This is a genomic window from Sandaracinaceae bacterium (assembly GCA_016706685.1).
GTDB lineage: Bacteria > Myxococcota_A > Polyangia > Polyangiales > Houyiibacteriaceae > JADJJE01.
In genome coordinates this window covers 190,355-216,352 of sequence record JADJJE010000015.1, presented here as the reverse complement: position 1 = coordinate 216,352, position 25,998 = coordinate 190,355, and the positions used below count along the sequence as shown (strand labels likewise).

At 70.2% G+C, this 25,998-nt stretch carries 28 protein-coding genes and 1 pseudogene; 15 read left to right on the top strand and 14 right to left on the bottom strand.

Annotated features, from left to right (window positions below; all coding sequences use genetic code 11):
• Positions 1-35: 35 nt before the first annotated feature.
• Complete coding sequence (locus tag IPI43_20080) at positions 36-908, bottom strand: hypothetical protein (protein ID MBK7776402.1); 873 nt, start codon at positions 906-908, stop codon at positions 36-38.
• Positions 909-1,444: 536 nt separating this feature from the next.
• On the opposite strand from IPI43_20080, the gene IPI43_20075 reads away from it, so the two are divergent.
• Positions 1,445-1,789, top strand: coding sequence for a hypothetical protein (locus IPI43_20075; GenBank protein ID MBK7776401.1), 345 nt, complete (start codon positions 1,445-1,447; stop codon positions 1,787-1,789).
• 122 nt (positions 1,790-1,911) lie between these two features.
• On the opposite strand, the gene IPI43_20070 is transcribed toward IPI43_20075, so the two are convergent.
• The 3 genes and pseudogenes from IPI43_20070 to IPI43_20060 form a co-directional block, all read right to left on the bottom strand.
• A complete protein-coding gene (locus IPI43_20070) occupies positions 1,912-2,067 on the bottom strand; it encodes a hypothetical protein (GenBank protein MBK7776400.1) in 156 nt (51 codons plus the stop codon).
• Between the two features lie 207 nt (positions 2,068-2,274).
• Positions 2,275-3,772, bottom strand: a pseudogene (locus IPI43_20065) (Fic family protein).
• 147 nt (positions 3,773-3,919) lie between these two features.
• Complete coding sequence (locus IPI43_20060; protein MBK7776399.1) at positions 3,920-4,330, bottom strand: CBS domain-containing protein; 411 nt, start codon at positions 4,328-4,330, stop codon at positions 3,920-3,922.
• Between the two features lie 60 nt (positions 4,331-4,390).
• Here IPI43_20060 and IPI43_20055 point away from each other — a divergent pair, with 60 nt between their 5' ends.
• Both IPI43_20055 and ltaE read left to right on the top strand, forming a co-directional pair.
• Positions 4,391-5,608 (top strand): methyltransferase, encoded by a 1,218-nt coding sequence (locus IPI43_20055; GenBank protein MBK7776398.1) that lies wholly within the window; start codon positions 4,391-4,393, stop codon positions 5,606-5,608.
• A complete protein-coding gene (gene ltaE / locus IPI43_20050) occupies positions 5,605-6,663 on the top strand; it encodes a low-specificity L-threonine aldolase (protein ID MBK7776397.1) in 1,059 nt (352 codons plus the stop codon). The genes IPI43_20055 and ltaE overlap by 4 nt, the downstream gene beginning before the upstream one ends.
• Here the strand turns inward: ltaE and IPI43_20045 are convergent.
• A complete protein-coding gene (locus IPI43_20045; GenBank protein ID MBK7776396.1) occupies positions 6,653-7,666 on the bottom strand; it encodes a hypothetical protein in 1,014 nt (337 codons plus the stop codon). The genes ltaE and IPI43_20045 overlap by 11 nt on opposite strands.
• An 18-nt stretch (positions 7,667-7,684) precedes the next feature.
• Positions 7,685-8,686 (bottom strand): Rpn family recombination-promoting nuclease/putative transposase, encoded by a 1,002-nt coding sequence (locus IPI43_20040; protein MBK7776395.1) that lies wholly within the window; start codon positions 8,684-8,686, stop codon positions 7,685-7,687.
• Between the two features lie 284 nt (positions 8,687-8,970).
• Between IPI43_20040 and IPI43_20035 the strand changes: the two genes are divergently transcribed.
• Positions 8,971-9,378 carry a hypothetical protein gene (locus IPI43_20035; protein ID MBK7776394.1) on the top strand — a complete coding sequence of 136 codons (408 nt, stop codon included), beginning with the start codon at positions 8,971-8,973 and terminating at the stop codon, positions 9,376-9,378.
• A 4-nt stretch (positions 9,379-9,382) separates the two neighbouring features.
• Here the strand turns inward: IPI43_20035 and IPI43_20030 are convergent, their stop codons facing one another.
• A complete protein-coding gene (locus IPI43_20030; GenBank protein MBK7776393.1) occupies positions 9,383-9,769 on the bottom strand; it encodes a hypothetical protein in 387 nt (128 codons plus the stop codon).
• 98 nt (positions 9,770-9,867) lie between these two features.
• Here IPI43_20030 and IPI43_20025 point away from each other — a divergent pair, with 98 nt between their 5' ends.
• The 4 genes from IPI43_20025 (at position 9,868) to IPI43_20010 (ending at position 12,829) form a co-directional block, all read left to right on the top strand.
• Positions 9,868-11,157 (top strand): M48 family metallopeptidase, encoded by a 1,290-nt coding sequence (locus IPI43_20025; GenBank protein ID MBK7776392.1) that lies wholly within the window; start codon positions 9,868-9,870, stop codon positions 11,155-11,157.
• A gap of 166 nt (positions 11,158-11,323) precedes the next feature.
• Positions 11,324-11,611: a hypothetical protein gene (locus IPI43_20020; protein MBK7776391.1), complete on the top strand. Its 288-nt coding sequence runs from the start codon at positions 11,324-11,326 to the stop codon at positions 11,609-11,611.
• Positions 11,612-11,671: 60 nt separating this feature from the next.
• A complete protein-coding gene (locus tag IPI43_20015; protein ID MBK7776390.1) occupies positions 11,672-12,613 on the top strand; it encodes a WYL domain-containing protein in 942 nt (313 codons plus the stop codon).
• Between the two features lie 36 nt (positions 12,614-12,649).
• Positions 12,650-12,829, top strand: a complete 180-nt coding sequence (locus tag IPI43_20010) for a CPXCG motif-containing cysteine-rich protein (protein MBK7776389.1) — start codon at positions 12,650-12,652, stop codon at positions 12,827-12,829.
• An 8-nt stretch (positions 12,830-12,837) separates the two neighbouring features.
• Here the strand turns inward: IPI43_20010 and IPI43_20005 are convergent, their stop codons facing one another.
• Together IPI43_20005 and IPI43_20000 are read right to left on the bottom strand one after the other, a co-directional pair.
• Entirely contained in the window at positions 12,838-13,797 is a 960-nt protein-coding gene (locus tag IPI43_20005; protein ID MBK7776388.1) for an alpha/beta fold hydrolase, read from the bottom strand.
• A gap of 34 nt (positions 13,798-13,831) precedes the next feature.
• Positions 13,832-14,425, bottom strand: coding sequence for a TetR/AcrR family transcriptional regulator (locus IPI43_20000; GenBank protein ID MBK7776387.1), 594 nt, complete (start codon positions 14,423-14,425; stop codon positions 13,832-13,834).
• Between the two features lie 62 nt (positions 14,426-14,487).
• On the opposite strand from IPI43_20000, the gene IPI43_19995 reads away from it, so the two are divergent.
• Positions 14,488-14,898: a hypothetical protein gene (locus tag IPI43_19995; protein ID MBK7776386.1), complete on the top strand. Its 411-nt coding sequence runs from the start codon at positions 14,488-14,490 to the stop codon at positions 14,896-14,898.
• Here IPI43_19995 and IPI43_19990 read toward each other — a convergent pair.
• Positions 14,885-15,673, bottom strand: coding sequence for an SDR family oxidoreductase (locus tag IPI43_19990; GenBank protein ID MBK7776385.1), 789 nt, complete (start codon positions 15,671-15,673; stop codon positions 14,885-14,887). The two genes, IPI43_19995 and IPI43_19990, sit on opposite strands and share 14 nt — an antisense overlap.
• Positions 15,674-15,721: 48 nt before the next feature.
• Between IPI43_19990 and IPI43_19985 the strand changes: the two genes are divergently transcribed.
• Both IPI43_19985 and IPI43_19980 read left to right on the top strand, forming a co-directional pair.
• On the top strand, positions 15,722-17,011 hold the full coding sequence (locus IPI43_19985) for a hypothetical protein (protein MBK7776384.1): 1,290 nt from the start codon (positions 15,722-15,724) through the stop codon (positions 17,009-17,011).
• 99 nt (positions 17,012-17,110) lie between these two features.
• The gene (locus tag IPI43_19980) at positions 17,111-18,010 is read left to right on the top strand and encodes a diguanylate cyclase (protein ID MBK7776383.1); all 900 of its coding nucleotides are present in this window, start codon (positions 17,111-17,113) and stop codon (positions 18,008-18,010) included.
• An 82-nt stretch (positions 18,011-18,092) separates the two neighbouring features.
• Here the strand turns inward: IPI43_19980 and IPI43_19975 are convergent, their stop codons facing one another.
• Both IPI43_19975 and IPI43_19970 read right to left on the bottom strand, forming a co-directional pair.
• Positions 18,093-19,688 carry a hypothetical protein gene (locus tag IPI43_19975; GenBank protein MBK7776382.1) on the bottom strand — a complete coding sequence of 532 codons (1,596 nt, stop codon included), beginning with the start codon at positions 19,686-19,688 and terminating at the stop codon, positions 18,093-18,095.
• Positions 19,689-19,912: 224 nt separating this feature from the next.
• A complete protein-coding gene (locus tag IPI43_19970; GenBank protein ID MBK7776381.1) occupies positions 19,913-20,254 on the bottom strand; it encodes a YkgJ family cysteine cluster protein in 342 nt (113 codons plus the stop codon).
• Positions 20,255-20,351: 97 nt separating this feature from the next.
• Between IPI43_19970 and IPI43_19965 the strand changes: the two genes are divergently transcribed.
• From IPI43_19965 to IPI43_19950, 4 genes are read left to right on the top strand one after another with little or no spacing between them, the layout of a single operon-like run.
• Complete coding sequence (locus IPI43_19965; GenBank protein MBK7776380.1) at positions 20,352-20,834, top strand: hypothetical protein; 483 nt, start codon at positions 20,352-20,354, stop codon at positions 20,832-20,834.
• 34 nt (positions 20,835-20,868) lie between these two features.
• Complete coding sequence (locus IPI43_19960) at positions 20,869-21,210, top strand: hypothetical protein (GenBank protein ID MBK7776379.1); 342 nt, start codon at positions 20,869-20,871, stop codon at positions 21,208-21,210.
• 16 nt (positions 21,211-21,226) lie between these two features.
• Positions 21,227-21,907, top strand: coding sequence for a response regulator transcription factor (locus IPI43_19955; GenBank protein MBK7776378.1), 681 nt, complete (start codon positions 21,227-21,229; stop codon positions 21,905-21,907).
• Complete coding sequence (locus tag IPI43_19950; protein MBK7776377.1) at positions 21,904-23,208, top strand: HAMP domain-containing histidine kinase; 1,305 nt, start codon at positions 21,904-21,906, stop codon at positions 23,206-23,208. The genes IPI43_19955 and IPI43_19950 overlap by 4 nt, the downstream gene beginning before the upstream one ends.
• Here the strand turns inward: IPI43_19950 and IPI43_19945 are convergent.
• Both IPI43_19945 and IPI43_19940 read right to left on the bottom strand, forming a co-directional pair.
• A complete protein-coding gene (locus IPI43_19945) occupies positions 23,151-24,629 on the bottom strand; it encodes an alginate export family protein (GenBank protein MBK7776376.1) in 1,479 nt (492 codons plus the stop codon). The two genes, IPI43_19950 and IPI43_19945, sit on opposite strands and share 58 nt — an antisense overlap.
• Complete coding sequence (locus tag IPI43_19940) at positions 24,626-25,978, bottom strand: MFS transporter (protein ID MBK7776375.1); 1,353 nt, start codon at positions 25,976-25,978, stop codon at positions 24,626-24,628. The genes IPI43_19945 and IPI43_19940 overlap by 4 nt, the downstream gene beginning before the upstream one ends.
• Between the last annotated feature and the right edge of the window lie 20 nt (positions 25,979-25,998).

Here is a 25,998-nt window from a genome sequence, read left to right as displayed (position 1 = left end):
CTAACGGGTTACGCCGTTTCGGTTTTAGGCGTCGCCTAACCCGCTGCGGCGGGCAGCCACTGCCGGGCGTCCACGCGCAGGAGTTCACCGTCTCCGCAAAGCACCAGGTCGGCGGGCCGTGGTCCAGGTACGAGACTGAGCAGGGTGCTCAGGTGCCTCTCGCTGGCCCGCGGGGTGGGGACGTATCCCTCGGCAATCAGCTCCGCGTCGAACCGCATGCGGGAGAGCTCGCAACCAAAGAGTCGTCCCTCGCTGGTAGAGACCACAGCGTAGCCAGGCGAGAGGTAGGCGGCCTGCTCGAGGCGGTTCCAATCCTGCTCCGGAAACTCGCCCGTAGCGATGGGCGTCATGTCGGGGAACGCCACGCGCTTCAACACGCCGTTGTCCATGATGAGCGCCTCGTCGCCGCTGGGCGCGAAGGAGCACAGGTACAGCTCGTCGCGGCGGTACCGCCACAGGCGGAGGTCGTTCTCCGTGAGCAGGCTGGTCCACATGAGGCAACTGTCGCCGCCATCCGCGCCCCAAACGAGCGGGGAGCCATTGGGCTGCGGAAACAGGTGGTAGTTGCAGTGCGCGCCACCGTCCACATCGCGGGAGAGCTGGAGATCACCACTGAGGGACCGTCGCTCGATGCGTACGCTGACGCCGTTGTCGGCACTGAGTAGCAACCACAGCCCCCGTTCCGCATCGAAGAGCACGTCCTCCAACGTGTAGCCGTCCGAGATGTCATCAAACGTGGCTAGGGCGCGTTGGCCACGAACGGCCAACACGTGGACCGCGCGACCCACGACAACGGCCACGCGCTCGGCGTCTGCGCTGAGCCGGATCGTGCTCGGCTTGGTGGGAAACACCAGGTCGAAGCAGGGGGTGAGCGACGGCGAGAGCACGCCCGCACGCCGCGACGACACGAACGCGACGTGCTGGCTTGCGACGTCGCATGGCGTGCTCGTCATCCGTGAGCGCGCGACGACAGGCGCGGTACGGACTGGAGTTAGGAGCTGCTCTTCGCTGAACCCCGGGGGAAGCATGACGCAAGTGGTACCATGGTCTGCGGCAGCTCCTTCCACTGTCCAAGGCTGTGAAGCACGCGTCCCGCGGAAGGACACGGAGCGGCTGGTGTTCACCATCCACGGATGGAACACGATCTTGGCCTGCTATCGTCGGCCTGCGCCGTAGCAGACCAACCTACCAGTCGCTCAGCCAAGACCACGAACACGTCGCAGCGCGCCATCTCGTGTCGGGTTGTCGCGCGTCCTCGGTCACCCGCTGCCAGGCTGACACGCACCGGCTAGCGGAGCCGCGGAAGTGCCATGAATCCAAGGTTGGTATGCACCTTGCTCAGTTGCCCCGCATGCACACCCACCGCTCTCACTCGCCCCCCACACCCCTCCTCCGCCCTGCGCCGGCAGGTCTGGTTCGCCGACGCCAACGTGGCTTCACGCTCATGGAGATCCTCGTCGTCATCACACTCATCGCGCTGCTCAGCACCGCAGTTGGGGTGCCCGTCATGGAGCACCTCAAGAGCAGCAGGGTCCGCCTGGCCGGCATCGACGCGGCCACCGTGCGGCAGGCGGCGCGCGCGTTCGAGCTCCACGAAGGCCGCTGCCCCAGCATGGACGAGCTGCTGAGCTCCGCGGCGCTCGACGACGAAGCGCGCACCGTGGACCCATGGGACACACCGTTCCGTCTCGAGTGCAGTGACGGTCCGCGCGTGTCTTCCGCCGGGCCGGATCGAGAGTTCGGAACGGAGGACGACATCGGCTCGACCCATGTCTCGCGGGCCCGCTGACTCACGACTAAGGGCGACAACAGCGCACGGTGGTGATCCACGCACATGAGGTCCAGTTGGTGGCGCGCCCCGTCTACGTACCCACGGCTGTGGACGCGTGAGCATCGCCGTGCGTTCGAGCGCTAGGACTTCTTCTCGGACTCGTCGGGCTTCATGGCACTTCGAATCGCTCGAAGCTCGGACTCCATGAGTCGATCCTTGAGCCGACCCACGTGTGCCTTGACCGCGATGAGGGCGTCGATGTCGAGGACCTGAACGCGCAGGCCGTCACCGAACACGCGCTCAACCGACGGCGCGCGGACGTCGTCTAGGGGGCAGCCCCCCGAGGGTGGCAGCCGCCCGGAACAGTCACGAAGGCAGCGGCCGGAAACCGCGGAGCCTGTCCGGGGCAGTGACCCCCGCGAGGGCGAGCGGCGCGTGGCGCGGAAGCCGCCAGTGCGAGCGCGCCTCGCTTCGTTCACAGCGCGTCGAGCGGTGCGAGCCAGTCACCCCAGTTGGCGCGCAGCTGCTGTCGCTCCAGCGCCGCCAGCGCCTCGAGCTGGGCCTCCGTGAAGTTGGCTCGCCGAGTCCGGTCGATGAGCCGGACGGCCTCCGTGTTGCGTCGCACACGCTCGGCTGGCGTAAGCTCGAGGTTGGCGAGCAGCATCGGCAGGTCGACGCCCATGGCTTCGGCGGCTTCGAACTCTGGTGGTTGGCGCTTCACGGCGAGCATTGTAGCGCGCCGCGCGGCGTCGACCCAGCCTCTTGATCGCCGTGTTCAGGCCCAACACCCGCCATCGGCACCAGGCCGGAGGCCGCACCCCCCCCCCCCCCCCCGTGATCTGGCCTTCCTCGAAGAGCGCGCGCAGCGCCCCAGCGCGCCGGAGCACGCTCAGCTCGTAGCTGGTGCTCCGGCCTCCGGCCTCCGACCTCCGGAGCACGCCGCGCTCCACCAGCTCGTTGATGTCGCGCAGGGCCGTGTCCGACGAGCACTTGGCGATCTTGGCCCACTTGCGCGACGTGAGCTTGCCGTCGAAGCCGTCGAGCAAGCGGTTCAGCAGCTTCAGCTGACGTTCGTTCATGGGCGTCGCGCCCCACGCCTGCCAGAATCGTGTCTTGATCAGCACCGCATCCACCGTGTGCTGCGCGTCGTCCACGGCGCTCTTCACGCTCGCGAGGAACCACGCGAGCCACTCGGTCACGTCGAGCGAGCGCTTCTGTGTCCGCTCCAGGATGTCGTAGTAGGCGCGGCGGTCGCGCTCCACCTGCGCGGACATGCTGTAGAAGCGCTGTGGGCTCCCATCGGCGCGCGCGAGCAGCAGGGTCTCCGAGGGCTCGCCCCACGCGCCCGTTGCCGTCGTCGAACGGGTGCAGGGTGACGAACCAGAGGTGACCGAGCCCCGCCTTGAGGAGCGGAGGCGTGCTCTCGGAGCGCGCGTCGACCCAGTCCAGCAGGCGCGTCATCTCCACGTTCAAGCGCTCGGCAGGAGGCGCCTCGAAGTGCACGCGCTGGTGGCCGAGCGCGCCCGACACGACCTGCATGGGCCCACCGGTGTCATCGCGCCAAGCGCCAACGCGAATCTTGGAGGCTCCGGAGTACCCTGTCGGAAAGAGCGCGGCGTGCCAGCCAAAGAGGCGCTCTCGCGTGACCGGTTGGTCGTAGTGCAGCGTCGCTTCGAGCACCATGTCGACCACGCCTTCGACGTGACGGTCGACCGGAGCCAGCGCGCCGATATCGACGCCCAGGCGTCGCGCGATGGAGGACCGCACCGACTCCACGTTGAGCAGCTCACCCTCGATCGCGCTGGTCTTGACCACGTCGGCGGTGAGCGCCGCGAGGCTCGCCTCGGCCTGCAGCGCCCAGCCCACGTCGGCCAGGCGCCCCATCAGCAGGCCCTGTGCTCGGCTCGCCTCCGCCAGCGGCTCAGCAAGCGCGGCCAGGTCGTAGCGCCACCTGGGCCAGTCATCGTTCTGCCAGATGTAGGGATAAACCAAGCGTGCCACGCGGTCATTATCGGCCTCAATCGCCGCACGCGCAACCAATCGCCGCAGTTCATGCGGTGAAATGCGCGAGCGCCTCGTCGAGTTCGTGGGTGCGCTGACTGGCTGGCTCAGCGCAGCCGAGATCCCGTACGGGCTGACTCGCGGCCCCTAGTCGCGAAGCCGGCCGGTCGCCATGTAGCGAATGATGTCCGTGCTCGTCAGGATTCCCACGAGCACGTTGTCGTCGTCCGTGACGGGGAGTGAATGGAAGCCACCATCCGCCAGCTCTTCGGCGGCCTCGCGCAAGGTCGCCTTGGGGTGGAGCCGCACCAGCTTCCGCTCCATCGCGTCCGCCGCGAGGATGGTTCCGAGCGCCGCGCTCCCACGCTCGATCGCGTAGCGCGCGATGTCCCAGCTGCTGACCAGACCCACCAGCTCGTCCCCGTGGACGATGGGGATGTGTTGGATGGAGCTCTTGGCCATCAGCTCCCAGATCTCGAGGAGGTTGTGAGAGGGCTTCGCCACAACGAGGTCGTCGGAGCTCATCAACATGGAGACGGGGGAGTGCATCAGATCCACCCGGGCCTCATATCACAGCGACAGCCTGCGTCACGACCCGCTTCGTGCCATGCCCCTCACGTGCCCACGCCCCTGAACGTCTCCACTGCGCTCGAGCGTGCGCTCGGGATCCTGGGCGAGGCGCAAGACATCGTGGCCAGCCGGCCCGTCGAGGGACACGCGCCCGAGTGGGCGGACCAACGCGGCTGGTCGGACTACCTCCTGGGGCTCACCGACGACCAGCTGGTGGAGGCCGAGCGGGCTCCCGCGCGTTGGCTCGCGGCCCACACCGAAGCGCCTGCCTCACTGCGCGCGATCACGCAGCAGGCGTCTGCGCTCTGCGCTCACTTCGAGGACGTGAGCGAGCCCGAGCGCCACGCTCTCGAGCGGCACGTGAAGCGGCGGAAGCAGGCGCAGCTGGAGGCGTTCTCGGCGGTGGCGCTCCAAGAGTTCGCCGGCGTCTCGCGCATCGTGGATCTCGGCTCGGGGCATGGTCACCTCACCCGCGCGCTCGCTCGCGCGCTGCGCCCCGAGGAGACGCTGGGCATCGACTGGCACGACGAGCGTGTGGCCCGCGCCATCGACCTGGCCGGGGAAGGCGGGCCGCGCTTCGTGCACGCCGACGCGAGCCGGGATGTGAACGACGAGCTCGCGCTGGCCGCGGGCGACCTGGTGGTGGGCCTGCACCCCTGCGGTGACCTCGGCGACGTGCTGGTGAGCCGCGCGCGGGAGGCGAACGCCCACGTGCTGGCGGTGAGCTGCTGCTTCCAGAAGACCTCGCGCGACGCTCGGAGCGCGCTCTCACGGCAGGCGCAGAGCGCGGGGTTCTCGGTGCCCAAGCACGCGCTCGGGCTGGCCAACGTGTCACCCGTGTCCTTCGAAGGCAGTGGGAGCCTGGCCGAGAAGCGCGCGTGGCGCCGGACGCGCCTCGGGCTGCACCTCTTGCTGGAGGCACGCGGTGTGGAGGTGGCCCCAGGCGCGGAGGCGCGCGGCGTGCCCAAGGACCGCGTGCGGCAGGGCCTCGCCGAGATCGCGGCGCTCTCGCTCGGGAAGCGCGGCCTTCCGCCCGCCAGCGCGGCGGAACTCGCGGATGCTTCCGCCCGAGCAGAGCACGCGGATGCCTCGATCACGCGCCTGGCCCTGCCCCGTGACGCTCTCGCGCGAGTCCTCGAGGTGGCCATCGTCACGGACCGCGCGCGCCTGCTCGAAGAGGGAGGCTGGCGCACCCGCGTGGTCACGCTCTTCTCCTCTCGCACCAGCCCGCGAAACCTGGCTATCGTCGCGGTCGCTCCCGCATGACCACCCACACCATCGACCTCCGCTCCGACACCGTGACCAAGCCCACGCCTGCCATGCTGGAGGCGATGGCCACCGCGCCCGTGGGCGATGACGTCTACGGCGAGGACCCCACGGTCACGCGGCTCGAGGCCATGGTCGCGGAGCTGGCGGGCAAGGAGGCGGCCGTGTTCGTGCCGAGCGGCACCATGGGCAACCTCATCGCCGTGCTCTCCCACTGTGGTCGCGGCGACGAGATGATCCTGGGCGACCAGTCGCACATCCACTTCTACGAACAGGGAGGCACCGCGGCCCTGGGCGGCGTGCACCCGCGCGCGCTCCGCAACCGCGCGGACGGCACGCTGGACCTCCGCGAGGTGGAGGCAGCCATCCGAAGCGACAACGAGCACTTCCCCGTGACCCGGTTGCTCTGCCTCGAGACCACGCACAACCGCTGCGGCGGCGTGGTGCTGCCGGTGGACTACATGGACGCGGCGGGCGAGCTGGCCCACCGCCACGGCTTGCCGCTGCACGTGGACGGGGCGCGGCTGTGGAACGCGGCCGTGCACCTCGGGGTCTCGCCGGCGCGCCTGTTGCGCGGGGCAGACAGCGCCAGCCTCTGCTTGAGCAAGGGCTTGGCGGCGCCCGTGGGTTCCGTGGTGGTGGGCAGCGCGGCGTTCATTCGCAAGGTGCGCCGCAACCGCAAGGTGGTGGGTGGGGGCATGCGGCAGGCCGGGGTCATCGCCGCCGCGGGCATCGTGGCTGTGACCGCCATGGTGGAGCGCCTGGCCGACGACCACGAAAACGCCCGCGCCCTGGCCCGTGGCTTGGCCGACATCGAGGGCATCTCGGTGGACCCCGCCGCCGTGCAGACCAACATCGTCATCTTCGAGCTGCGCCGCGCGGACATGACGCCGGCGCAGCTGGCCTCGGGGCTGCGAGAGCTAGGGGTGCTGCTCAGCCCCCTGGACAGCACGCGCCTGCGAGCGGTCACGCACTACCACGTGGGCCCCACGGACATCGAGCGCACCCTGGCCGCCTTTCGCGCGGTCTTGTCGGCGAACGGGCTCACCGCGTAGAGCGCGCGTGGGCCACCTGGTCCACCAGCGGCTCGTTGACGCTGCGGTAGTGCGCCACGCGCACGTCCAGATCGAAGCCCTCCACGCGCGCGAGCGCACGGCCAATCGCGCCCGCGATCCACTCCGTGCGGTTCCCGAAGACCCCACCGCCAAGGAACGTGAGCCAGACCTTTGGCGAGCCCGTCGCCAACGCGGCCCACAGCGTGGCCTCGTAGGCAGCGTCCAGCACCAGCGTGGCCAGCGGCTCCCAGTGCGCGAGCGGCACGCTGGTGTAGCCGCAGCTGAGGGCGGAGCAGAACGCCTGCGACACGTGCGTGGGCTCGCTGACCGGAACGAACCGCGAGCGGAAGTCCACGCCCACGTGCTCTTGCAGGCCAATCTTCACGGCGCCCAGCAGCGTGTCGCGGTCGTGGGCCGCGAGCGCCGCGCGCAGCCGCGTGAGGCGCGCCACGTCCGACTGCGTGTAGCCGTTCACGATGCGCCAGAACTCGCCCGGTGGGCCCAGCACAGCGGCTAGCCCGTCCAGCGTGTCCAGCTGCCGGTCGTGCGTCTGCCCGGCGATGCCGCGCACCGGCGCGAAGTAGTTGCGGTAGACCGTGGCCGCTGCGGCCGCCAGAGAGCAGGCCGGCCCCTGCGTGGGGTCGATCGCATAGCCGGTGACGCCGCGCTCAGGCGTCACGTTCGGCCCCGCGAACTCGAGGCAGTTGAACTGCGAGGCCACCTGGAACAGCGCGCCGCGGTTCTCGGGCAGCGCGTGCAGCGCGAGCACGTCGCCGATGGCTTCGTGGGTCACGCGCAGGGAGCCGCGCGGCGCGCTGCGGGCGCGCTCACGCAGGGACGTGAGCGTGGGGGTGCTGAACGTGCCGATGTCGAACACGCGGCCGTTCGGCTTGGAATGAAGCGTTGTGCCGTTGACCTCGAAGCGGCTCTGGGTGGCGGCGTAGTCGGCCTCGGGGAAGCCGAAGAGCTGCTCGAACCAGGTGACGGGGGAGGTCGTGGTCATGGTGGCGGCATTCCGTCCTCAGTGAGGTGGAAAGACGGCCCCGAGGTCCGAGACGACCGCCACGCGCGAGAGTGCTCGCTGGAGCGCGTCGATGTCGGCCGCCACGATGAGCGCCTGGACCGTGGGATCCAAGGGACCGAAGCGCTGTTCGATTTGGAGCGCGAGGACAGTCCGCAGTGCGTCAACGGCCCCTTCTTGCCGACCTTCTTGCCGGCCGAGTTGCTTCAGTTCATCTGCGATCGTTGCCAAGGGGGCCTCCGCGGCTGGGATGGTCTCGAGGATGACGCGGCGGAACTCTTGGTAGCTCCGCTCGGTCGCCCTGAGTGAAATGTAGCGCAAGAACAGCATCGCTTCATCGGGTGCCTCCCGCACCACGCGCGTGAGCTCATCCTTCCATGCGCCGATGTGAGTGAGCACAGCCTCCAACTGCCGACCATCGCGCAGCAGCCAGACCGCCACCTTGGGCACCGACAGCAGCGGCCGCGCCAACAGCTGCTCGTCGTCCGCAAGCGCGAGATCGTCGATGATGAGCTCGAAGTTCGGCACGAGCGGTCGCAAGGCGGGAAATCGGTCGAGTCCCTCCACCATGTCATGAAGGCTCCGGGGCGCCGTCCAGCCACCGGGGCCGTGATGCACGACCAGCGTGATGACCGGCGGCAGCGTCTTGCGGGAGGGTTCGTCGCGGAGCAACTGTTGCCAGATTCCGAGCGTGTACTCCAGCCCCCGCAGCGGCATCCGCGGGTGAGGCCTGCTCTGGTGCTCCATCAGCGTGTAGAGCGGAACGTGCAGATAGACATGCCGCTCCTCGCCGTCGTCCCCGCGCTCCATGAGCGGAGCGCGGAACACGAGGTCGGGGTAGCGAGTATCCATGGCGTTCCCGACCCACGCCCCGGGGACCAGCTCGAGCCGGGAGAGGTCCAGCGCTGCAGCGAGTTCGGCCGGGAGAATGCTGCGCAGCTCGCCAGCGGCGTTAGCGGGAACCGAGAAGATGCGCTTGAAGAGCGCGTCGTGGTCACCCATTTGCCCACTCCGTGGTGCGGGTGTCGTGCTGGTCCATGCGGTGGAGCGCTCCTGTCAGCGAGACTTGGCGAATGCAGGCTTATCGGAGCGACGCGGGCGCACTTGCGTGACGAGTGCCGAACCGAAGGGCCGCACCTCGCGGCCTGCAACACCCGTTCAGTGCGACACAACCCGCCCACCGGATAGAGCCCCCGGCCACCTCATGTTGCCTCCCAACGCGCGAGCCGCCGTTCTCATCGACGGATCGCGCGCTCGGCCACCAAGAGGCCACCAGGAGGATGCCAATGAGCGAGCCCACCCGAGACATGACCGACCGCGCCCGTGCCGAGCTGGAGCGCCGCAGCCGGTGCATCAGTGAGGAGGACGTCGCGCGCCTGCTCGAGCGGCGCGCTGCGCTCGAGGTCCAGTTCGGGAGCGAGGGCCCGCTGGCGCGCTTCGCCGCGCAGGAGCGGTTGCTGTTTGCGATGGTGCGCGACTACTGGAGCGGGGTGTATCCCGAGCTCCCGTGGGCCACCGTGGCATCCGCCGTGGCTGCGCTCGGGTACGTGGTCAGCCCCATGGCCCCCGTGCCGGAGTTCGCGGTGGCGGACCGCGTGGACGAAGCAGCGGTGATGGCCCTCTGCCTCTTCGCCAACCAGGCAGAGCTCGCGGAGTACGAGCGCTGGCTCACGCGCGGCACGGTCTCGTGCTGAGCGCTCACCCGCCGCGCAGGTACCACACAGCCGCGACCGCGAACAACAGGATGCCGAGCGCCAACATTCCCAGCCCCCCGCCCAACCTGCGATCCGGCAGAGGCGCCAAAAACGCGTCGTGAGACGAAGCGGGTGCGCTCGGCTTCTGCAATGAAGGCCGCGGCGCACTGGGCGGCCCATCCAGCCGGGTCAGGTCCCGCGCCATGAGCGCGTCCTCGAAGAACGGGTGAAAGCGCTCCGCCACACGCCCTCGATACAGCGCGCGCCCTTCGGCGATGACCTCCGACAGGTCCGCGCCCTTCGCGATGGCCTCCGCGTTGTAGAGCGCGATGTCGTGCACGATGGCACGCGCCAGGCGCACCGCCGCTTCGTCCTTCTCGATGAGGCGCATGCCTCCGTTGTACCCCGAACGTGGCCGGCGTGGGGCGCTTCGTGCGAACGGCCTTGAACCCAGCGCGCCTTCCACGCTAAGCGACAAGGGTGACCCACGTGGAACCCGTGTCCCTCGACAGCGTGCGCTTTGCCCCCGAGCGCGACCTCATCGCCAGCCTCACCGAGCGCTTCGGGCTGGACGTGCTGGTGGACCACTTCGTGGGCTCGGGCGGCGTGCGCTCGGCCTACGACGAGGTGCTGGGCAGCAAGCTGCGGCTCACGGCCACGCTGGCGCCGCGCCTGATCGCCGTGCTGGACGAGGCCCGCGCAGCGCTCGGGTTCAGCGAGCCCATCGAGCTGTTCGTGGGGCAGGAGGCCATGGTGAACGCCAGCTCCATGCACGCCATCTCGCCCGGCGAGCCGCACGTCATCGAGCTGACCAGCGCCTTGGTGGAGCGCATGAACGACGACGAGCTGCGCTTCGTGCTGGGCCACGAGCTGGGGCACCTGGCATTCCGCCACCATCGCGCGCGGCTCGCGGTGGCGGCCTTCGGCATCGACGAGGCGCATGAGAGCAAGGCGCCCGCGCTGCTGGTGCGGCGCCTCGAGTCGTGGGACCGCCTGGCCGAGATCAGCGCCGACCGCGCGGGCCTCATCGTGGTGGGGTTGCGGCTCGACGTGGCGGTGAGCGCCTTCTTCAAGCTGCAGTCGGGGCTGGGGCCCGAGCACCTGCGCTTCGACGTGCACGCGTTCCTCGAGCAGCTGTCGGCCATCGAGAAGCTGGAGCGGCGCGAGCTGCTGGCGCGCTTCAGCCACCCGGCCACGCCCATCCGTGTGCGGGCGCTCCAGCTCTTTGCCAACGCGCGCACACGCGGCGAGGCGCCGGCCAGCATCGACGACGAGGTCATGCGCATCGCCCGGCTGATGGACTATGCGCCCAGCGAACCGCTGGACGTGCACGCGCGCGACTTCTTGCTGGCGGCCACGCTGCTGGCGGGTGACGCCGATGGCGAGGGCATGAGCGTGGAAGAGTGGGAGGCCTTCATCGAGCTGCTGGTGCCCATGTCGTCCGACCCCGAGACCGAGGCGGCGGCCGTGAAGACGCGCGAGCAAGCCGAGGCGTTGCTGGCACGCAGCGCGGCGTACCTGCGAGAGAACGCGGGCTCGGAGCGCTACGAGCTGCTGGCCGCCGTGGCCCACCTGCTGGCGGCCGACTGCACGCTGGGACCTGGTGAGCGCGAATTCCTGCACGGCGTGGCGGCGGACCTGGACATCCCCGAGCGCGCGGCCGACGAGATCGCCTTCGAGGCGCTGGCGGACCACCTGCAGCTGAAGGCCATCCGGGGCACGACCATGCCGCGAGCCCCCCTGCCCCGGCGCCCTGTGAGCGAGCCCGCCAAGAGCTGACGCGCCGGCTCGAGGCGGGGTCAGCGCCGCCCAGCTGTCACCAGGGGTACACACTAGGCGCGAAGCCCGCTTCTCGGTTGGGCGGCCGATCGCCCTCTGCTGGGCCTGCCCGGCTCAGAAACATCGACGAAACACGTCTGGCCCGGGCTTTGCTGGGTGGGCCCGCATGAACCAAGCGCGTCTCGTTCCGGTGAAGGTCGCCCTGCTGGCGTTTCCCGTGTTCTTCCTGGGCGGCCTGCTGTTCACACTGCACGGCGGCCCCTGCGCGGGCGAGTGCCACACCGCCCTGTTCTGGCGTGCCGCCCTGGGTGGGCCACTGGCCCTGGGCGTGCTCACCGCCGCGCTGCCCCGGGTGGCTGGCGCTCTGGCGACCGAAGGCGAAGCAAGCCCGGAGCGCGCTGGCCCCCGCCGCCGCTGGGCCAACCTCCGGCGCATGGCGTCCAGCCGAGGCTAGCGCCCGCCGCGACTCCCAGCACGCTCCTCTACGAACGCCTCGTGTACAGTCGGCCGCACGATGGGAACCCGCTCCAAGACACGCACGGTGGTCGACCTGCTCGGCGCCTTCTTCCGCGACCGCACCTGGACGCAGGCCGCGCTGGCGGACCACTTGGCGCTGGACGTAAAGACCATTCGGCGCGTGCTGGGCGAGATGCAGGACGCCGGCTTCCCGTTCGAGCGCGAGGAGGACCACCCGCACGTGTACTGGAGCCTGCCCACGTCGTGGCTGCCCAACGCGGTGAGCGTGGCGCCCGAGGCCGTGCGCCGCCTGCTGCGGCTGGTGCTGCGGCTGCCGGCGTCCACCGAGCGTGAGGCGCTGTTCAAGCAGCTGCTCACGGCCACCGGGCCAGCCTTCGGGGCGCTCTTTGAGGACCTCCCCGAGGTGCACGAGCCAGAGGAGCTGGGGGCCAGCGCCGAGCTGCTGGACACCATCGAGGACGCCACCCTGGGGCGCCAGCCGCTCGCCATCCGCTACTACTCGGCGAGCCGTGGTGACGTGGGCAACCGCACGGTCTCGCCCGTGCGCATCTCGGCGCGGCACCGGCAGCTGCTGGCCCACTGCCACCGGCGCGGCGAGCCGCTCTGGTTTCGGCTCGACCGCATCCAGAGCGCGCGCGTGGACCACGAGGCCGAGTACGTGGCGATGACGCGCGAGCAGATCGACGCGATGGTGGCCGAGAGCCTGGGGGGCTTCGCGGGCCCGGGGCAGGCCGTGGGCGTGCGCTTCCGCGTGCTGTCCCCCGCCAGCCGCTGGTTCGACGTGCCACCGGGGCTCGAGGTGGAGCACCGCGGCGACGTGCACCTGGTCCACGGCGAGACGCGCGCGCTCACCCAGCTGGCCGTCCTGCTCATCGGGCTGGGGGAGCACGTGGTCTACGACTCGGAGGAGCTGCGGCAGGAGGTGAGACGCCTGGCCACCCTCGCGCTCGAGCGAGTGACGGCCCCCCACAACGAGTAGCGCCGCAGTCGCGCGAGATCGACTACGCTGCACGCCATGCTCCCCCCTCCCGAGTTGCGCTGCCCCTACTGCTTCGAGCCGGCCGAGGTCCCCGTGGACCCCGAGACCGAGGGCGTGATGATTGAAGACTGCGCCGTTTGCCGCAAGACATGGCGCGTCACCGTGCAGCGCGACGACTTCGGCGAAGCCATCATCACGCTCGAGCGTTCGCAGTAACGCAGCGTTCAGGCGGCCTGGTGCGCCACGTCGCCAGCCGGCACGTCCACGAAGCGGACGATCGCGTCGATGACGGCGGGCTCGCTCAGGATGCGTCCGTGGCCGAGCCCCTCGGTGGCCATCAGGCGCGCCCCGGGCCAGTGCTGCACCAGCGCGCTCGACCCGTCGAACGGGGTGATGCGGTCCTTCTGGTCGTGCACCACCAGGAGCGGCACGCGCAGGTGCGCCACGTCGCGCAGCCAGCTGGCGCGGTCGATGGGGCGCCCCACCAGGCCCTGCAGCGTGGCCAGCATGGCGCTGACGGCCGCATCCGGAGCCCGCAGCGTCTGGGCAAAGCCCCGCGCTGCCTCTTCGAGGCTGGAGGGCGGCGCCACCAGCGCGACGTGGTCGGTGTCCAGGCGTCCGTCCAGCAGCGCGAGGATGGTGCCTGCCCCGCCCACGGAGTGCGCGATGACCGCGTGCAGGTGCCCGAGCGACGCCGCGACACCCGCGATGGCGTCGGCGATGTCACGCAGGCTGGCGTGCTGGCCTTCGCTCTCGCCGTGGGCGGGCAGGTCGAAGAACGACACGCTGAAGCCCCGGGCGACCAGCGGCCGCGCGATGGGCAACAGCTGGTGACCGCCACCAGCCCAGCCGTGCACCAAGAGGATGGCCGGGCCCTCGCCCTCTTCGTTGGGGTGCCGACCTTCGGGCCGCAGGGTGAAGCCCCGCAGGCTGCGGCCGCTCACCGTCACGGACCACGCGTCGGCGAACATCAGCCGCGCGTCCACCTCGGGGGAGCGTGGGTAGGGCTGCGGCGCGCGGGTGAAGATGTCCACCAGCAAGCCGCCGGTCTCGAAGGGGGCCACACGCCCACCCACCGCGACGGCCTGGACCAGCAGGGCGTCCTTCAGGCCGGGGCGCTTTTGAGACCGAACGTTCGTGCTTTTATTGGGGCGTGAGGATACGGAAGGGTGTGGGTTGGTCATGACTGTGTCCTCCACGGGCCCGGGGTGGACCCGCTCAATGGATGCGCGCGTCGTCGATGACGCGGTCGATGGCGCGACGGAAGCGCTCCGCAGCGCGCGGGTCCTGGCGGAGCCGCATGGCTTGGTGGCTGGCGAGGATGGCGCCGTGCACCTCGAAGGCGAACTGCTCCGTGTCCAGCTTGGGATGAAGCTCGCCCTCGTCCACGGCGATGCGGGCGGCCTGGGCAATGGCCGAGAGCAGGTCGCGCTGCGCGGCGACCACGATGTCCCGCGCGGGGCCCGGCTTGTCGTCCAGCTCGAAGCCTGCTGGAAGCATGGGGCAGCCACCTGGGAGCCACTCGGCGTTCATCCAGTCCACCATGCGGTCGCGCAGGGCACGCAGGCGCGCGACGCCGCGCTTGGCCTTGAACGACGGCATGAGCGTGTCCGTGAGGAAGCGGTCGCGCACGTACTCGAGCACCGCCACGTCCAGCGCCTCCTTCGACCGGAAGTGTGCGAACACGCCGCTCTTGGACATGGCCATCGCGTCGGCCAGGCCGCCGATGCTGATGCCGTCGAGCCCGTGCACGCTGGCCAGCTGCGTGGCGCGGAGGAGGATGGCCTGTCGGGTGGTCTCGCCTTTGGACACGAAGAAGAAATAGCACGACCGTTCGCAAAAGGATCAAGGCCGTGCGTGGTATATTTTCGCGCATGAGCCACCCCACCCCCGCTGCCCTGGTGCTCGCCTCGGTGGAGCGCCTGGCCGCACGCTTCCCGCGCGAGGCGCTCGTGCCCATGTGGGCGGTGATCGATGCCCACCACGCGGGCTCGCCCGAGCTCCCGGTGCTGGCGGCCGCCGCGCTCGAAGACGCGGCCAGCCTCTCGCGCTACGCGGACGCATCCAACGAGTGCGGGCCCGGGTTTCCACGTGACGACCCTGGACCGTGGCACTGGTCAGCCCTGGCTTCGCTGACTCGGGCGGCCGCGCTGGCAAGCTCGGATCCGGAGTTGGCGCTGCACACCGTGGACATGGCGGCGTACGAGGTGGGCTACCCCACCCGCGAGCTCCAAGAGGCCGAGCGCCGCTTCCGCGCGGAGCAGCAGGCGCTCAGTCGGGCTTGAGGCGTGGGGCCAGCCTGCGCACCAGGCCCGGAGCGAAGCGCGCGAGGTAGACGCCTGCCGTCTCCTTCCCGCCGATGACCAGCTCGGCGCGACCCGACTCGATGGCCGCCACGATGGCCTTGGCCACGCGCTCCGGGGAGAGCCCCGCCTCGATGGCCTCCGACGTCTTGCCGTGCAGTGCGCCGCCCTCGCCGAGCGCCGCGCGCGTGATCTCGGTGCGCACGTAGCCCGGGCAGATGACGGCCACCTCCACCCCCGTGCCGTGCAGCTCGGCGCGCAGCGAGTCGAAGTAGCCGCGCACCGCGAACTTGCTGGCCGAGTAGGTGGAGCGATGCGGCGTGCTGAGGTAGCCGGCCACGCTGCTGACCACCGACACGTGCCCCACGCCGCGCGCCACCATGCCGGGCGCGAGCGCGCGCGTGAGGGTGACCGGCGCCATGAAGTTGAGGTCCATGAGCTCGCGCACATCCTCCATGCTGGTCTCGAGCGCGGCGGCGCGCTGGCTGCGTCCCGCGTTGTTGATCAACGCGTCCACTTGCCCGAAGGCCGCCTCGGCGCGCCGCACGGCGTCTGGCAAGTCTGCGAGCTGCGTGAGGTCCACCGGCACCGCGGCCACCCGCTCGCGGCCGTGCTGCGCCACCAGCGCATCCAGCTTGTCTTTGCGGCGCGCGCTCACCACGACCTTGGCGCCACGCGCGAGGAGCGCCGGCACCAGCGCCTCACCGATGCCCGAAGAGGCCCCCGTCACCCACGCCACGCGATCACGAAGTTGCATGCGGGGCACGATAGCAGCGTTCGCGCGGGGTATGCTCGGCGCATCGCGATGCCGAGACGCAGAAGGACCGAGCCCCTCGAGACGCCGCCCGCAGGACGCGTTGCCATCACGCTCGGCGCTCCGTTCCTGGTGTGGCTGGTGTTCGCGGCCAACACGCCATACGACGTGTACGGAGACCTGCTGACCACGCCGTTCTCCGTGGGTCTCACGCCGGTGGTCGCCGCGTTCGTGCTCGTCGAGCTGCTCGCCGCAGTGGTGCCCAAGTGGCGTCCGTTGCGCATCTCCGGGCCTGTCGCGCGGGCGCAGCTGACGCGCAAGGCGTGGATCCTCGCCGGGGTCTTCATGGCGTGGGAGCTGCTGCGCATCGCGCTCGCGCTCACCGGGAGCCTGATGAACGTCACCGCGCCACTGCTCGGGTTGCTGGCCATGAACGTGGGCTGGACGCTCGCGCTCGTGTTCCTCGCGGGCATGGTGGGGCGCATGGGGCTGGTGAACGGCTACGCGCTGCTCCTGACGTGGCTGTGGGCCTCGGAGCCCGCGGTCGACGGGTCACCACGAGGGACCATGTTCGCGCTGGCAGCGTTCGGCGGCTTGGTCGTGGTCGCGGCCGCCTTGATGGAGATGCGCAGGCCGCACGAGCTCCATCCCGAGCTCGCGCTGCGCGCGCCGCTCTCGGGGCTCACCCCCATGGTGGTCGCGGGCAGCCTGCTCATGCTGCCGTTCACTCCGAACGCGGTGACGCAGTACCTGCCGCTCGAAGGGCTGGGCGAGCTCTACCCCGGGTCGCCGCCCGCGATCGCGGCTTCCGTGCTGCTGGTCGCGGTCTTCACGCTGGCGTTCTCACACCTCTTCTGCCGCCCGGCGCTGGTGGCCCGCATGGTGCCCGACGTGGACGCCACGGCGGTGGGGGAGCGCTTCCAGGCCGCGCTGCGTCACTCCATGATCTTCACCCTGACCCTGACGCTGGGCACAAAGCTGGTCGAGGCTTGGGCCTTCCTGCCCCTCGCGGCCACGGCCCCCACCGCGGCGTGCGTGGCCGCCCTCTTCCTCGATGCTCGCGACGAGTACCGCGCGCGCGAGAAGCTGGGCCCGCTGGTCGCGGTGTGGGAGGAGCAACGTGTCTACGCGCTCGCTCCGTTGAGCGCGGCGCTCTCGCGCGCGAGCATCCCGCACCACGTGCGGGCAGCCCGCCTGCGAACGCTCCTGCCGTATCTGCCGTTGGTGCCCGCCGAGCTGTTGGTTCCCCCGGCGCACGCAATCGCTGCGCGCGAGGCGCTGCTGGTGCGCAACGCGGAGTCGGTGGCGCACACGCAGGGCCACGCGCCCACCACGTTCTAGGCTCTTCTCGGCTCTTTGGGCGCCGCCCCTTGCCCTCGGGGAATCGGTGGCCATCTTGCGGGCGCCCAACCTCGAGACCACCGCCCCGGAGGAGATATGATGGAGCTTCAAGGCGCAGAAGACGCCATAGTGCTCGCGCTCGGTCTCCTCGAGGCCGCGCCCGACGCCATCCTGGTCATTCGCCCCGGCGGTACCATCGCCCTCGCCAACCGCATGGCGGAGCGCGTGTTCGGGTACGACCGCGCCGAGCTGATCGGCATGCCCGTGGAGTCCCTGGTGCCCCAGGAGCACCGGCACGACCACGGCAGCAAGCGGGCGCGCTACGAGCAGTCGGGGCGGACACGCACCATGGGCGACCTCGCCACGCTCGACGCGGTCCGCAAGAGCGGCGACACGGTGCCCGTGGAGATCAGCCTGAGCCCCGTCGAGACATCCATCGGCAAGCTCACCATCGCCATCGTGCGCGACGCCACGCGCCGGCGAGCGACGGAGGCGGAGCTGCGCCACGCCGGGACACACGATGCCCTCACGGGGCTCTTCAACCGAGCCTACGTCGAGTCCGTTCGGCCGAGCCTCGAGGCGAGCAAGCAGGCCGTGGGCGTGCTCATCATCGACCTCGATGACCTGAAGGGCGTGAACGACACCCTGGGCCACGAAGCAGGCGACCAGTTCATCAAGCGCGCCGCGGTGGTGCTGCGGGCCACGGCGGCGCCGGACGACGTGCCCGCTCGCCTGGGCGGCGACGAGTTCGCCATGCTGGTGCCCCACGCGGATGCCGCGGTGTTGGATGCGAAGGTCGCGCTGCTGCGCGAGGAGCAAGAGCGCCACAACGAGGTGCACCGCGGGAGGCGCCTCGAGTTCTCGGTGGGCGCGGCGCTCACGGAGGCCCGCGGCGGCATCGCCCTGGCCATGCGAGTCGCGGACCGGCGCATGTACGAAGACAAGCAACGGCGGCGCCCTACGGGGCATCAGCGCAGCTCGCGGCCCCCTCAGAGATAGGCAGGGCCCAGAAACGCGAACGCGCGCCGGCTCGTCACCGTCGCGCGTTGCGAGTTGGGCGCCGGGGCGCCTAGATCATGGCTCAGGGGATGGTGAACACGCGGGTCACGTTGGTGCCCGCGGCGTTGTCCACCGACCAGGTCGCGATGTGCGAGGTGTCACCTGCGAGCGCCTGACAGGTCCAGAAGCCCGTGGAGTCTTCGCTGTCGATCGGGGCGCCGAGGTCGCCGCCCTGGAGCGTCCAGGTCATGGATGCCGCGGGCCGCGTGGCGACGAGCGCCTCGACGCTGGTGGCGTCCTGATAGACGATGCGCACCTCGCCGGTGCTCAACACGGCCACATCGGCATCGGCGCCCACGATGTGCGGCGCGCTGGTGCCGCGCACGCCGTCGTCCACCAGCTCGCGGGTGAGCGTGGGGTTCGCGTTGCCGATGGTGGCGCCGGTGATCACCGCGAGGCGAAGCTCCTCGGTGACGCCGTCGACGTAGGCCACGTACCAGTCGCCCGTGGCGTTCACGAACAGGTCGGCGTTGTAGCCCGCGTCGCCCGTCCCGACCGCGTCGAAGCCGTCGATGGCGAAGGGCGCGCGCCAGGTGCCGACCGCCGCGTCGTAGGCGCTGCCGCGCAGGGTGCGCCGCACGCGGTCGTGCCAGACCAGCGCGAGGCCGGTGCTGGTGCTGCGCAGCGAGGTGTAGAGGCCGTTGACGACGGGCACGTCTTCGATGGGGGTGCCCGTGGAGAGCGCCTGGCAGGTGAAGTTCCCGCCGGTGGCGTCGCTGACGCAGGACGTGCCGGTGTCGCACCCCATCTGGTTCATGCCCTCGGCGTCCATGAACGAGCAGTCCGTGTCGGGAGCGGCCGACTCGGCGGCGCATGCGCCATCCGCGCGGCAGACCAGGCCGCCACCGCAGAGGTCCTCGTTGCAGCCGATGGTGGTTGCCGCGCCAATGCTGGTCACGACCCAATCCGTGGCCGCAGCGGGCGTGGCGCTGTTCCCGATGGCCACCTGCACGGAGCTGGTCGGAGCGACCGCCACGTCTTCGGTGGGGGTCAGCGTCAGGAACGAGATCGCGGGACGCCCGTCAGCGAGGAACGCGAGCGAGGTGAACTGCCCGGAGTCGTCTTGATCGTAGACCGTCTGGATGGACCACGTGGCGCCATCGTCGCTGCTGGTGGCGTACTTGAGGGCACCGTTGGTGCGGTCGTAGTAGCTGACGGCGACCGCTCCGCTGGGCGCGAACGCGATGGCGTTCCACTCACCCACGTGGTCGCCAGCGGCGCTCACACCACCGCGCCAGCCATCGGCGTCCGGGAGGATGCCGTTCTGGGCCACGGGCGCGCCGGCCGGGACGCCGTCCACGATGGACCACGTCACCGCGCCATTCGCCACGGTGCCGACCAAGAGGTCGCCGTAGCGGGGCGTGGGAGCGCGACCCGGGCTGTAGGCCGCCAACAGGACGGTGCCCTCAGCCGTGGCCGCAATATCGAGGTGCGTGGCGAGCTGACCGGGATCGAGCGGCGCGATGAACTGGCAGTCGTTCTCCGTGGTGGGCTCCTGGAAGTTGTCCCCGTCGCACAGGAAGGGCGAGCCACAGAAGGGCACCTCGATGCACACCTCGACGCCCGCGCCGTTCACGCAGCAGACGGGCGGTTGGCCGGTGTCCACGTCGCCGTCCATCGGGCCACCACTGTTGTCGCAGTCGCATCCGGCGGCACCCAATGCCAGCGGCCAAACCATCAAGAGAGCCAAGACGCGCGCTTTTTTAAGCATCCTCAATATCCTCGGTGTCCGCGCCGTCCCTGTATGGGGATACGTTCCCCAGACGGCACGACTCATGTTCTTCGAAGTTGGCGCTATCGGCCAATGTTTTTTTTCGTATGAGGGCTTCGCAGCGACCTAGGTCAGACCACGCGCAACGCCCGACGCGCACGCACTTGTTTCTGGTGCCGCTCACCCGCGCACTCGGGCGACCCCCGCCGGAGGTCCCGGCAGGTCTCGGGGCGCACCTCGTACGCGCTGCAGACGAAGCGTCCGCTGTGCGGCTCGAGCACCAAGGCGGCGCAGTGGCCGTCGCGCATGCTCATGAAGCAGCGCACGCCGTGCCAGGTGGTGATCGCTTCGGCCAAGTCGCCGAGGCGCTCGTAGTCGTCCCCTCGGACGGGGACGTACTCCGGCAGCTGCGAGAAGCAGCACGCGCCACAGACGAGGCAGTCGGGCGGGTCGCCGTCGGGGGGGTGGGTCACGCGGCAGGGTAGCGCGGGCTTCACACTTCTTCACACGGGAGAACACAGGCGCTTCACACGGGGCCACCAAGGTCAGCTCTGAAAGGAATCACTGACCATGCTCTCCATCCTCTTCGGCCTCGCCTGCTTGGCGGGGCTCTTCCACCTGAACCGTCATCACTTCGCGGGCCACCACGGCTGCAATGGCCACGACCACCACCACTCGGGAGGCCGCTTCCGGGCCGGCCAGCGCTTCCTGCGCCACAAGCTGGACCGCGTGCTGCGCGCCGTGCGGGCCACACCCGAACAGGCCACCGAGATCCGCAGCGTGTTCGACGAGCTGCGCGGCGAGCTCGAGGGCATGAAGCACACGCTGGGCGGCCAGCGCCGTGACCTGGCCGAGGCCCTGCGCGACGACAGCCTCCACCAGGAGCGCGTGGACGTGGTCTTCACCGCTCAGCGCGACGCCCTCGAGGGGGTGCAGGGAGCCGTGAAGCGTGCCCTCGAGCGCGTGCACGCGGTGCTGGACCCCGTCCAACGCGCGCGGCTGGCCGACCTGATGGCCAGCGGTCGTGGCGTCCCCTTCGGTCCCTATCGCTAACCCCCCACGTCACCCAAGTCACCAGGAACCCACCATGCGAATCTTCCTCTCTCTCGTCCTCGCCGCAGGTGCCGTGTTCGGCATCGGCGGTGGCCTCGCCCGCCTGCACCACGGGGGGCGGCACCACCGCGAGCACATGATGGACCGCGTCGCCGAGACGTGCGTCCGGGCCGCCCGAAACGTCGATGACCGTGATGGTTACGACGGCCACGACGGCCACGACGGTCGCGGGCCGCGCGGCCCGCGCGGCGATCACCACGCGGGGCCGATGCACGGGCCGCAGCATGGCCCTCAGCCCATCTTCGTGCCCTACCCCGTGGCCATGCCCATGCCGGCGATGCCCACGCCTCCGAGCGCGCCCACTCCCGGCGAGTGAGACGTATGCTGCCCTCATGACGCTGCGTGTGCTGCTCATCGACGATGACCGAAGGCTCTTCGAGCTGCTCGGCGAGTACCTCGGAAAGCACGAGGTGGTCGTCGAGCACGCGGCGGACGGTCCTTCGGGGCTCGCGCGGCTGGCCGAAGGGGGGCACGACCTGGTGCTGTTGGACGTGATGATGCCCGGTATGGACGGCCTGACCGTGCTGAAGCGCATCCGGCAGGACAACAGCGTGCCCGTGGTGATGCTGACCGCGCGCGGCGACGAAGCCGACCGCGTGGTGGGCCTCGAGCTGGGCGCCGACGACTACGTGGCGAAGCCCTTCAGCGCACGTGAGCTTCTGGCGCGGCTGCGCGCGGTGCTGCGACGCGTGCGGCCGGGCCTGATGGACGAGCGGCTGTCGGCCGGCGGCCTGGTCATGGACGTGCCGCGTCGACAGGTCAGCCTGGACGGCGCGGCCATCGACGTCACCGGGCTCGAATTCGACCTGCTCTTGGCCCTGCTGCGCCGCGCCGGGCGCGTGGTGCCGCGCGAGACGCTGTTGTCGCTGGCCGGGCGAGACGAGGTGGTGGGCGAGCGCACCGTGGACGTTCACATCTCGCACCTGCGCCGCAAGCTGGGCGACGACCCACGGCGCCCCGAGCGCATCCGCACGGTGCGCGGCGTGGGCTACCTGCTGGCGACCCCATCATGACGGCGCCGCAGGGACGTGGGCGGCACCGACGCCACTGGCATGGCCACCGTGGGCGCCCGGGCTCGCTGCAGCGGCGGCTGTTCCTGTCGTTCGGTGCGGCCATGCTGGGGGCGTCGCTGCTGGCCGGAGCGGTGGCCTTCGTGCTGCGCCCGGACGACCACGGCCCCGACTTCCATGCGGCCGAGGGCTTCGTGGCGCTGCGCTTCGCCGAACGCTGGGGCGATGACGCGGCGCTCGCCCAGCTGGCCGACGAGCTGCACGGACGCTTCGGGCTCTCGGTGCAGGTGCACGACCTCGCCGGCCACGAGCGACTGCGGCGTGGGCAGGACTGCTCGCGGCGCGCGCGCCCGACCGCGATCGTGACTGACGGACGCACGCTCGGTCACGCGACGCTGTGCATGCCGCGCCGCCCGCACTTCTTCCGTCAGGCGCTCGCGCTGTTCGCGGCGTTCGTGGTGGGCCTCTGGTGGTCCTCGGGCGTGATCGCGCGGCGCTTGGCGCGGCCGCTGGTGGAGACCGCGAAGGTGGCTTCCGAGATTGGCCACGGGGCGCTCGACGCGCGAGTCCACGTGCACCCGCGCGCGCCGGCCGAGGTGCAGCATCTGGCGCGCGCCGTGAACGAGATGGCGGCACGCGTGGAGTCCACGCTGGCCGACCAGAAGATGCTGCTCGCGAGCGTGTCGCACGAGATCCGCACGCCGCTCGGCCACTTGCGCCTGTTGGTGGACCACGCCGCCGACGCAGGGCTCAGCGAGAAGCTGACGCGGCAGCTGGAAGACGAAGTGCTGGAGATCGACGACCTGGTGGCGCAGCTGCTGGCCGGGTCGAAGCTAGACACGCTGGGCCCCGAGCGGCGCACGGTGGACGCCGTGGACGCCGCCCGCAGCGCGCTGGCTCGCGCGGGAGAAGCCGAGAGCAAGCTGGTGGCGGAGGGCGCGCTGCACGTGGATGCCGACCCGACGCTGCTTGCGCGGGCGCTCGCCAACCTCTTGCGAAACGCGCGCGAGCACGGCGGAGGGCTGGTGTCGCTGCGCGTCGAGTCCGACGGTCCGGCGGTGCGCTTCGTGCTGCGGGATGCTGGCGCCGGGCTACGACCGGAGGACCTGGCGCGGCTGACGCAGCCGTACGCGCGGGACGCGGCGGACAGCGCAGGGTCGCTGGGGCTCGGGCTCACGCTGGTGGCGCGCATCGCCCTCGCCCACGGAGGCGAGCTCCGCGTGGGCGAGGACGGCGAGCTCATGCTCTACCTGGCCGGGGCAGGAGCCGCGGGAGGAGGCGGCGGCGGCGGCGTCAACGTGTAGCGCAGCTCCAGCTCGGCGAAGTGCGCCGGCGTGGACGTCGCGTACGCTTCATCCGAAGGCACGAACAGAGCGTAGACGCCACGAAGCACGAGCCCACGACCGATGGTCCAGCCCAGTCCCACGTCGGTCTCGAGGCCGCTGTAGCCCGAGGTGGCGCCTTCCGGCCGCGCGAAGACGTGCACGTCGATGTTGCCCGTCAGCCCCTCCGCGAGCTGACCCCATGCGTGAAACACACCGGACACCACGTTGGTACGAGCGCCCATGATGTCGCTGAGGCCCAAGAACGCGTGCGCGGTGGGGAACAGCTGATTCCAGCCCGCCACGTTGTCTCCGTTCGCGCCGCTCGCGAACAGCGCATGGGCACTGAGGCGGAAGCGCGTTCCGAAGCGAATTCCGACTTCCGCGTCGGCGTGATAGGCCAGCTTCAGGTCCGCTCCGGCGGCGGAGCTGGTTTGCAGCTGAACGCCTGCCTCGGCGCGCACGTCCCAGCTCTCGGCGCGGTATCGCACGCGGGAACCGAGGGTCGTGGTGCTGAGACGCGGCAAATTGTCGGGCGCCGGCGGTGCGGGCGGCGTGGTGGCCGGAGGGGTCGGGTCCTCCGCCGTCAGCAGCTCGAGGGCGTAGACATCCAGATCGAGCCCTTCCTTCAGCAGGGGTCCAAGGCCCGCGTAGGCACCGAAGAAGAGCACGTCGCCCGCCGCGAAGTTGGTGTCGAGGTTCTCGATGAGCTGCGTTGCGAACACGTCCACGTAGGCCGCGCCGGTTCCCACCTTCGCACGCATGCGGATACCGTCGAAGGCTCGGCCGATGTGGTGCCAACCGACCGGACCGATGATCATCTCTTCGCCATAGGCCATCTCGAAGCGGCCAATCTCGAACGCGAGCCGCTCGGTGTTCAAGAGCAACACGCCTTCGTGTAGATCGAGCGCCACGTCGGTGAGCGTGCCGCCGCTGGCCCACCCGAGGCCCGCGGCCTGCGGCGCCATGCGAGCGCTGACCGTGACCCGACCGAGGTCGATGGGCTCCAGGGTCAGACCGAAGCGAAACCGGTAGCGGACCAAGTCGTTCGCGATCGTGGCCACGAGCGGCGGAAGGGGTCCCAGGTCCTCGAAGCCCTGCCGTATCTCGGGCCGAACGAAGATCGAGGCCGTTGGGCGCAGAGAGAACGACGTGGCAGGCGGCGGTGGAGGCGCGACCGGGGGCGGAGGCGGCACCACGGCCACCTCGGGGGGAGGCGGGGGCACCGGCTCGGGGGGCGCGACGAGCGTCGCCGAGCCATCCGGCGGCGCCACGGGGGTGGGCGAGGTCTCCGCGAGCTGGTCAGTCTGAGCCGCCAGCGGGGACGCGAGAAGCCAGGTCAGGGTGGCAAGGGCGGGGGCGGTCCCCCAGGTCAGGTCCGCTGCGCGTCGTGTCTTGGTCATGCTGGCACTCCCGCCGTGTCGATCACGGCAACTCCCGAGTTGGTCTCGTACTCTTGCCGGGCAGATGCCTCGGCCTCCTCGCTGAACCGAACGCCGAAGCCGAGCAGCCCGATGACGGCCACGGCGACCCCGTAGTAGAGGAAGCAGTCCTCGAGCGGCGCGCCGCTCTGCAACAGGAACTGGGCGTACACCACCGCTCCCACGTTGCCGCCGGCACCCACGATGCCGGACACCGCGCCCAAGGAGCGCTTGTTGATGAACGGCACCACGGAGTACGTGGCCCCTTCGGCCATCTGCACGAAGAGCGAAAACACCACCATGGCCCCGACGGCGAGCCCGATGGTCCCCATCCGCGAGAAGACGACCAGCATCAGTCCCTCGCACACCATGACGAGCACGAGCGCTCGCACACGGCCGGTGAGCCCACCCGAAGCGGCGAAGCGGTCCCCCAGCCAGCCGCCGAGAGAACGCGCAAAGATGTTCATCAAGCCGAAGAGCGACGCGATGAGCCCCGCCGTGTACTCGCTCATCTCAAAGCGCTCCTGATAGTAGGTCGCAGCCCGTCCGTTGACGAAGAGCTCCATCCCGAAGCAACCGCCATAGATGAGGAACAACAGCCAGACGCGATGGTCCCTGGCGGCCGAGATGAAGAGACCGGACTCACCGGCTCGCTTCTGTGGCCGCTGGTCGGGTAGATCCTCGTAGTTTCCTTGCGGACAGTCGGTGGTGTACTTCCAGTAGAGCCACGCCACCACCAGCATCAGAACGGCAGGCACCATCATGGCGGGACGCCAGCGGGAGAGCTCGGAGCTGGCAAAGCCCATGGCCGCCATGGCGCCCGCGATCATGGGCATGACGGCCTGGGTGACACCGCCACCGAGGTTGCCCCAGCCGGCGGTGGTGGCGTTGGCGACGCCCACCACGTTCGACGAGAACATGACCGACGTGTGGTATTGCGTGATGACGAAGGAGGCGCCGATCACACCAATGGCAAGGCGGGAGATGAAGTACGAGGTGTAGTCGTACGCCAGGGCCGAGCCTGCCACGGCGAGCGCACCGAAGGTCAGCAGCACCACGTAGGACTTGCGGGGCCCGAGGCCGTCGCACAGCGAACCGACGATGAGCCGCGCGAAGACGGTCACGCCCACCGAGGCGATGAACGACGTGAGGATCTGGTCACGCGTGAGCTGCAGATCGGGGCCGATGGTGGCCGCCATCAGCGGGGCGTGACTGAACCAACCAAAGAAACACAGAAAGAACGCGAACCACGTGAGGTGGAAGGTCCTCATCTGAACCGTCTTCAAAGAGAAGAGGTCTATTCCTGTCAACTTACCTTGTTCGTCAAACATGGGTGGGGTCTACCACCGCA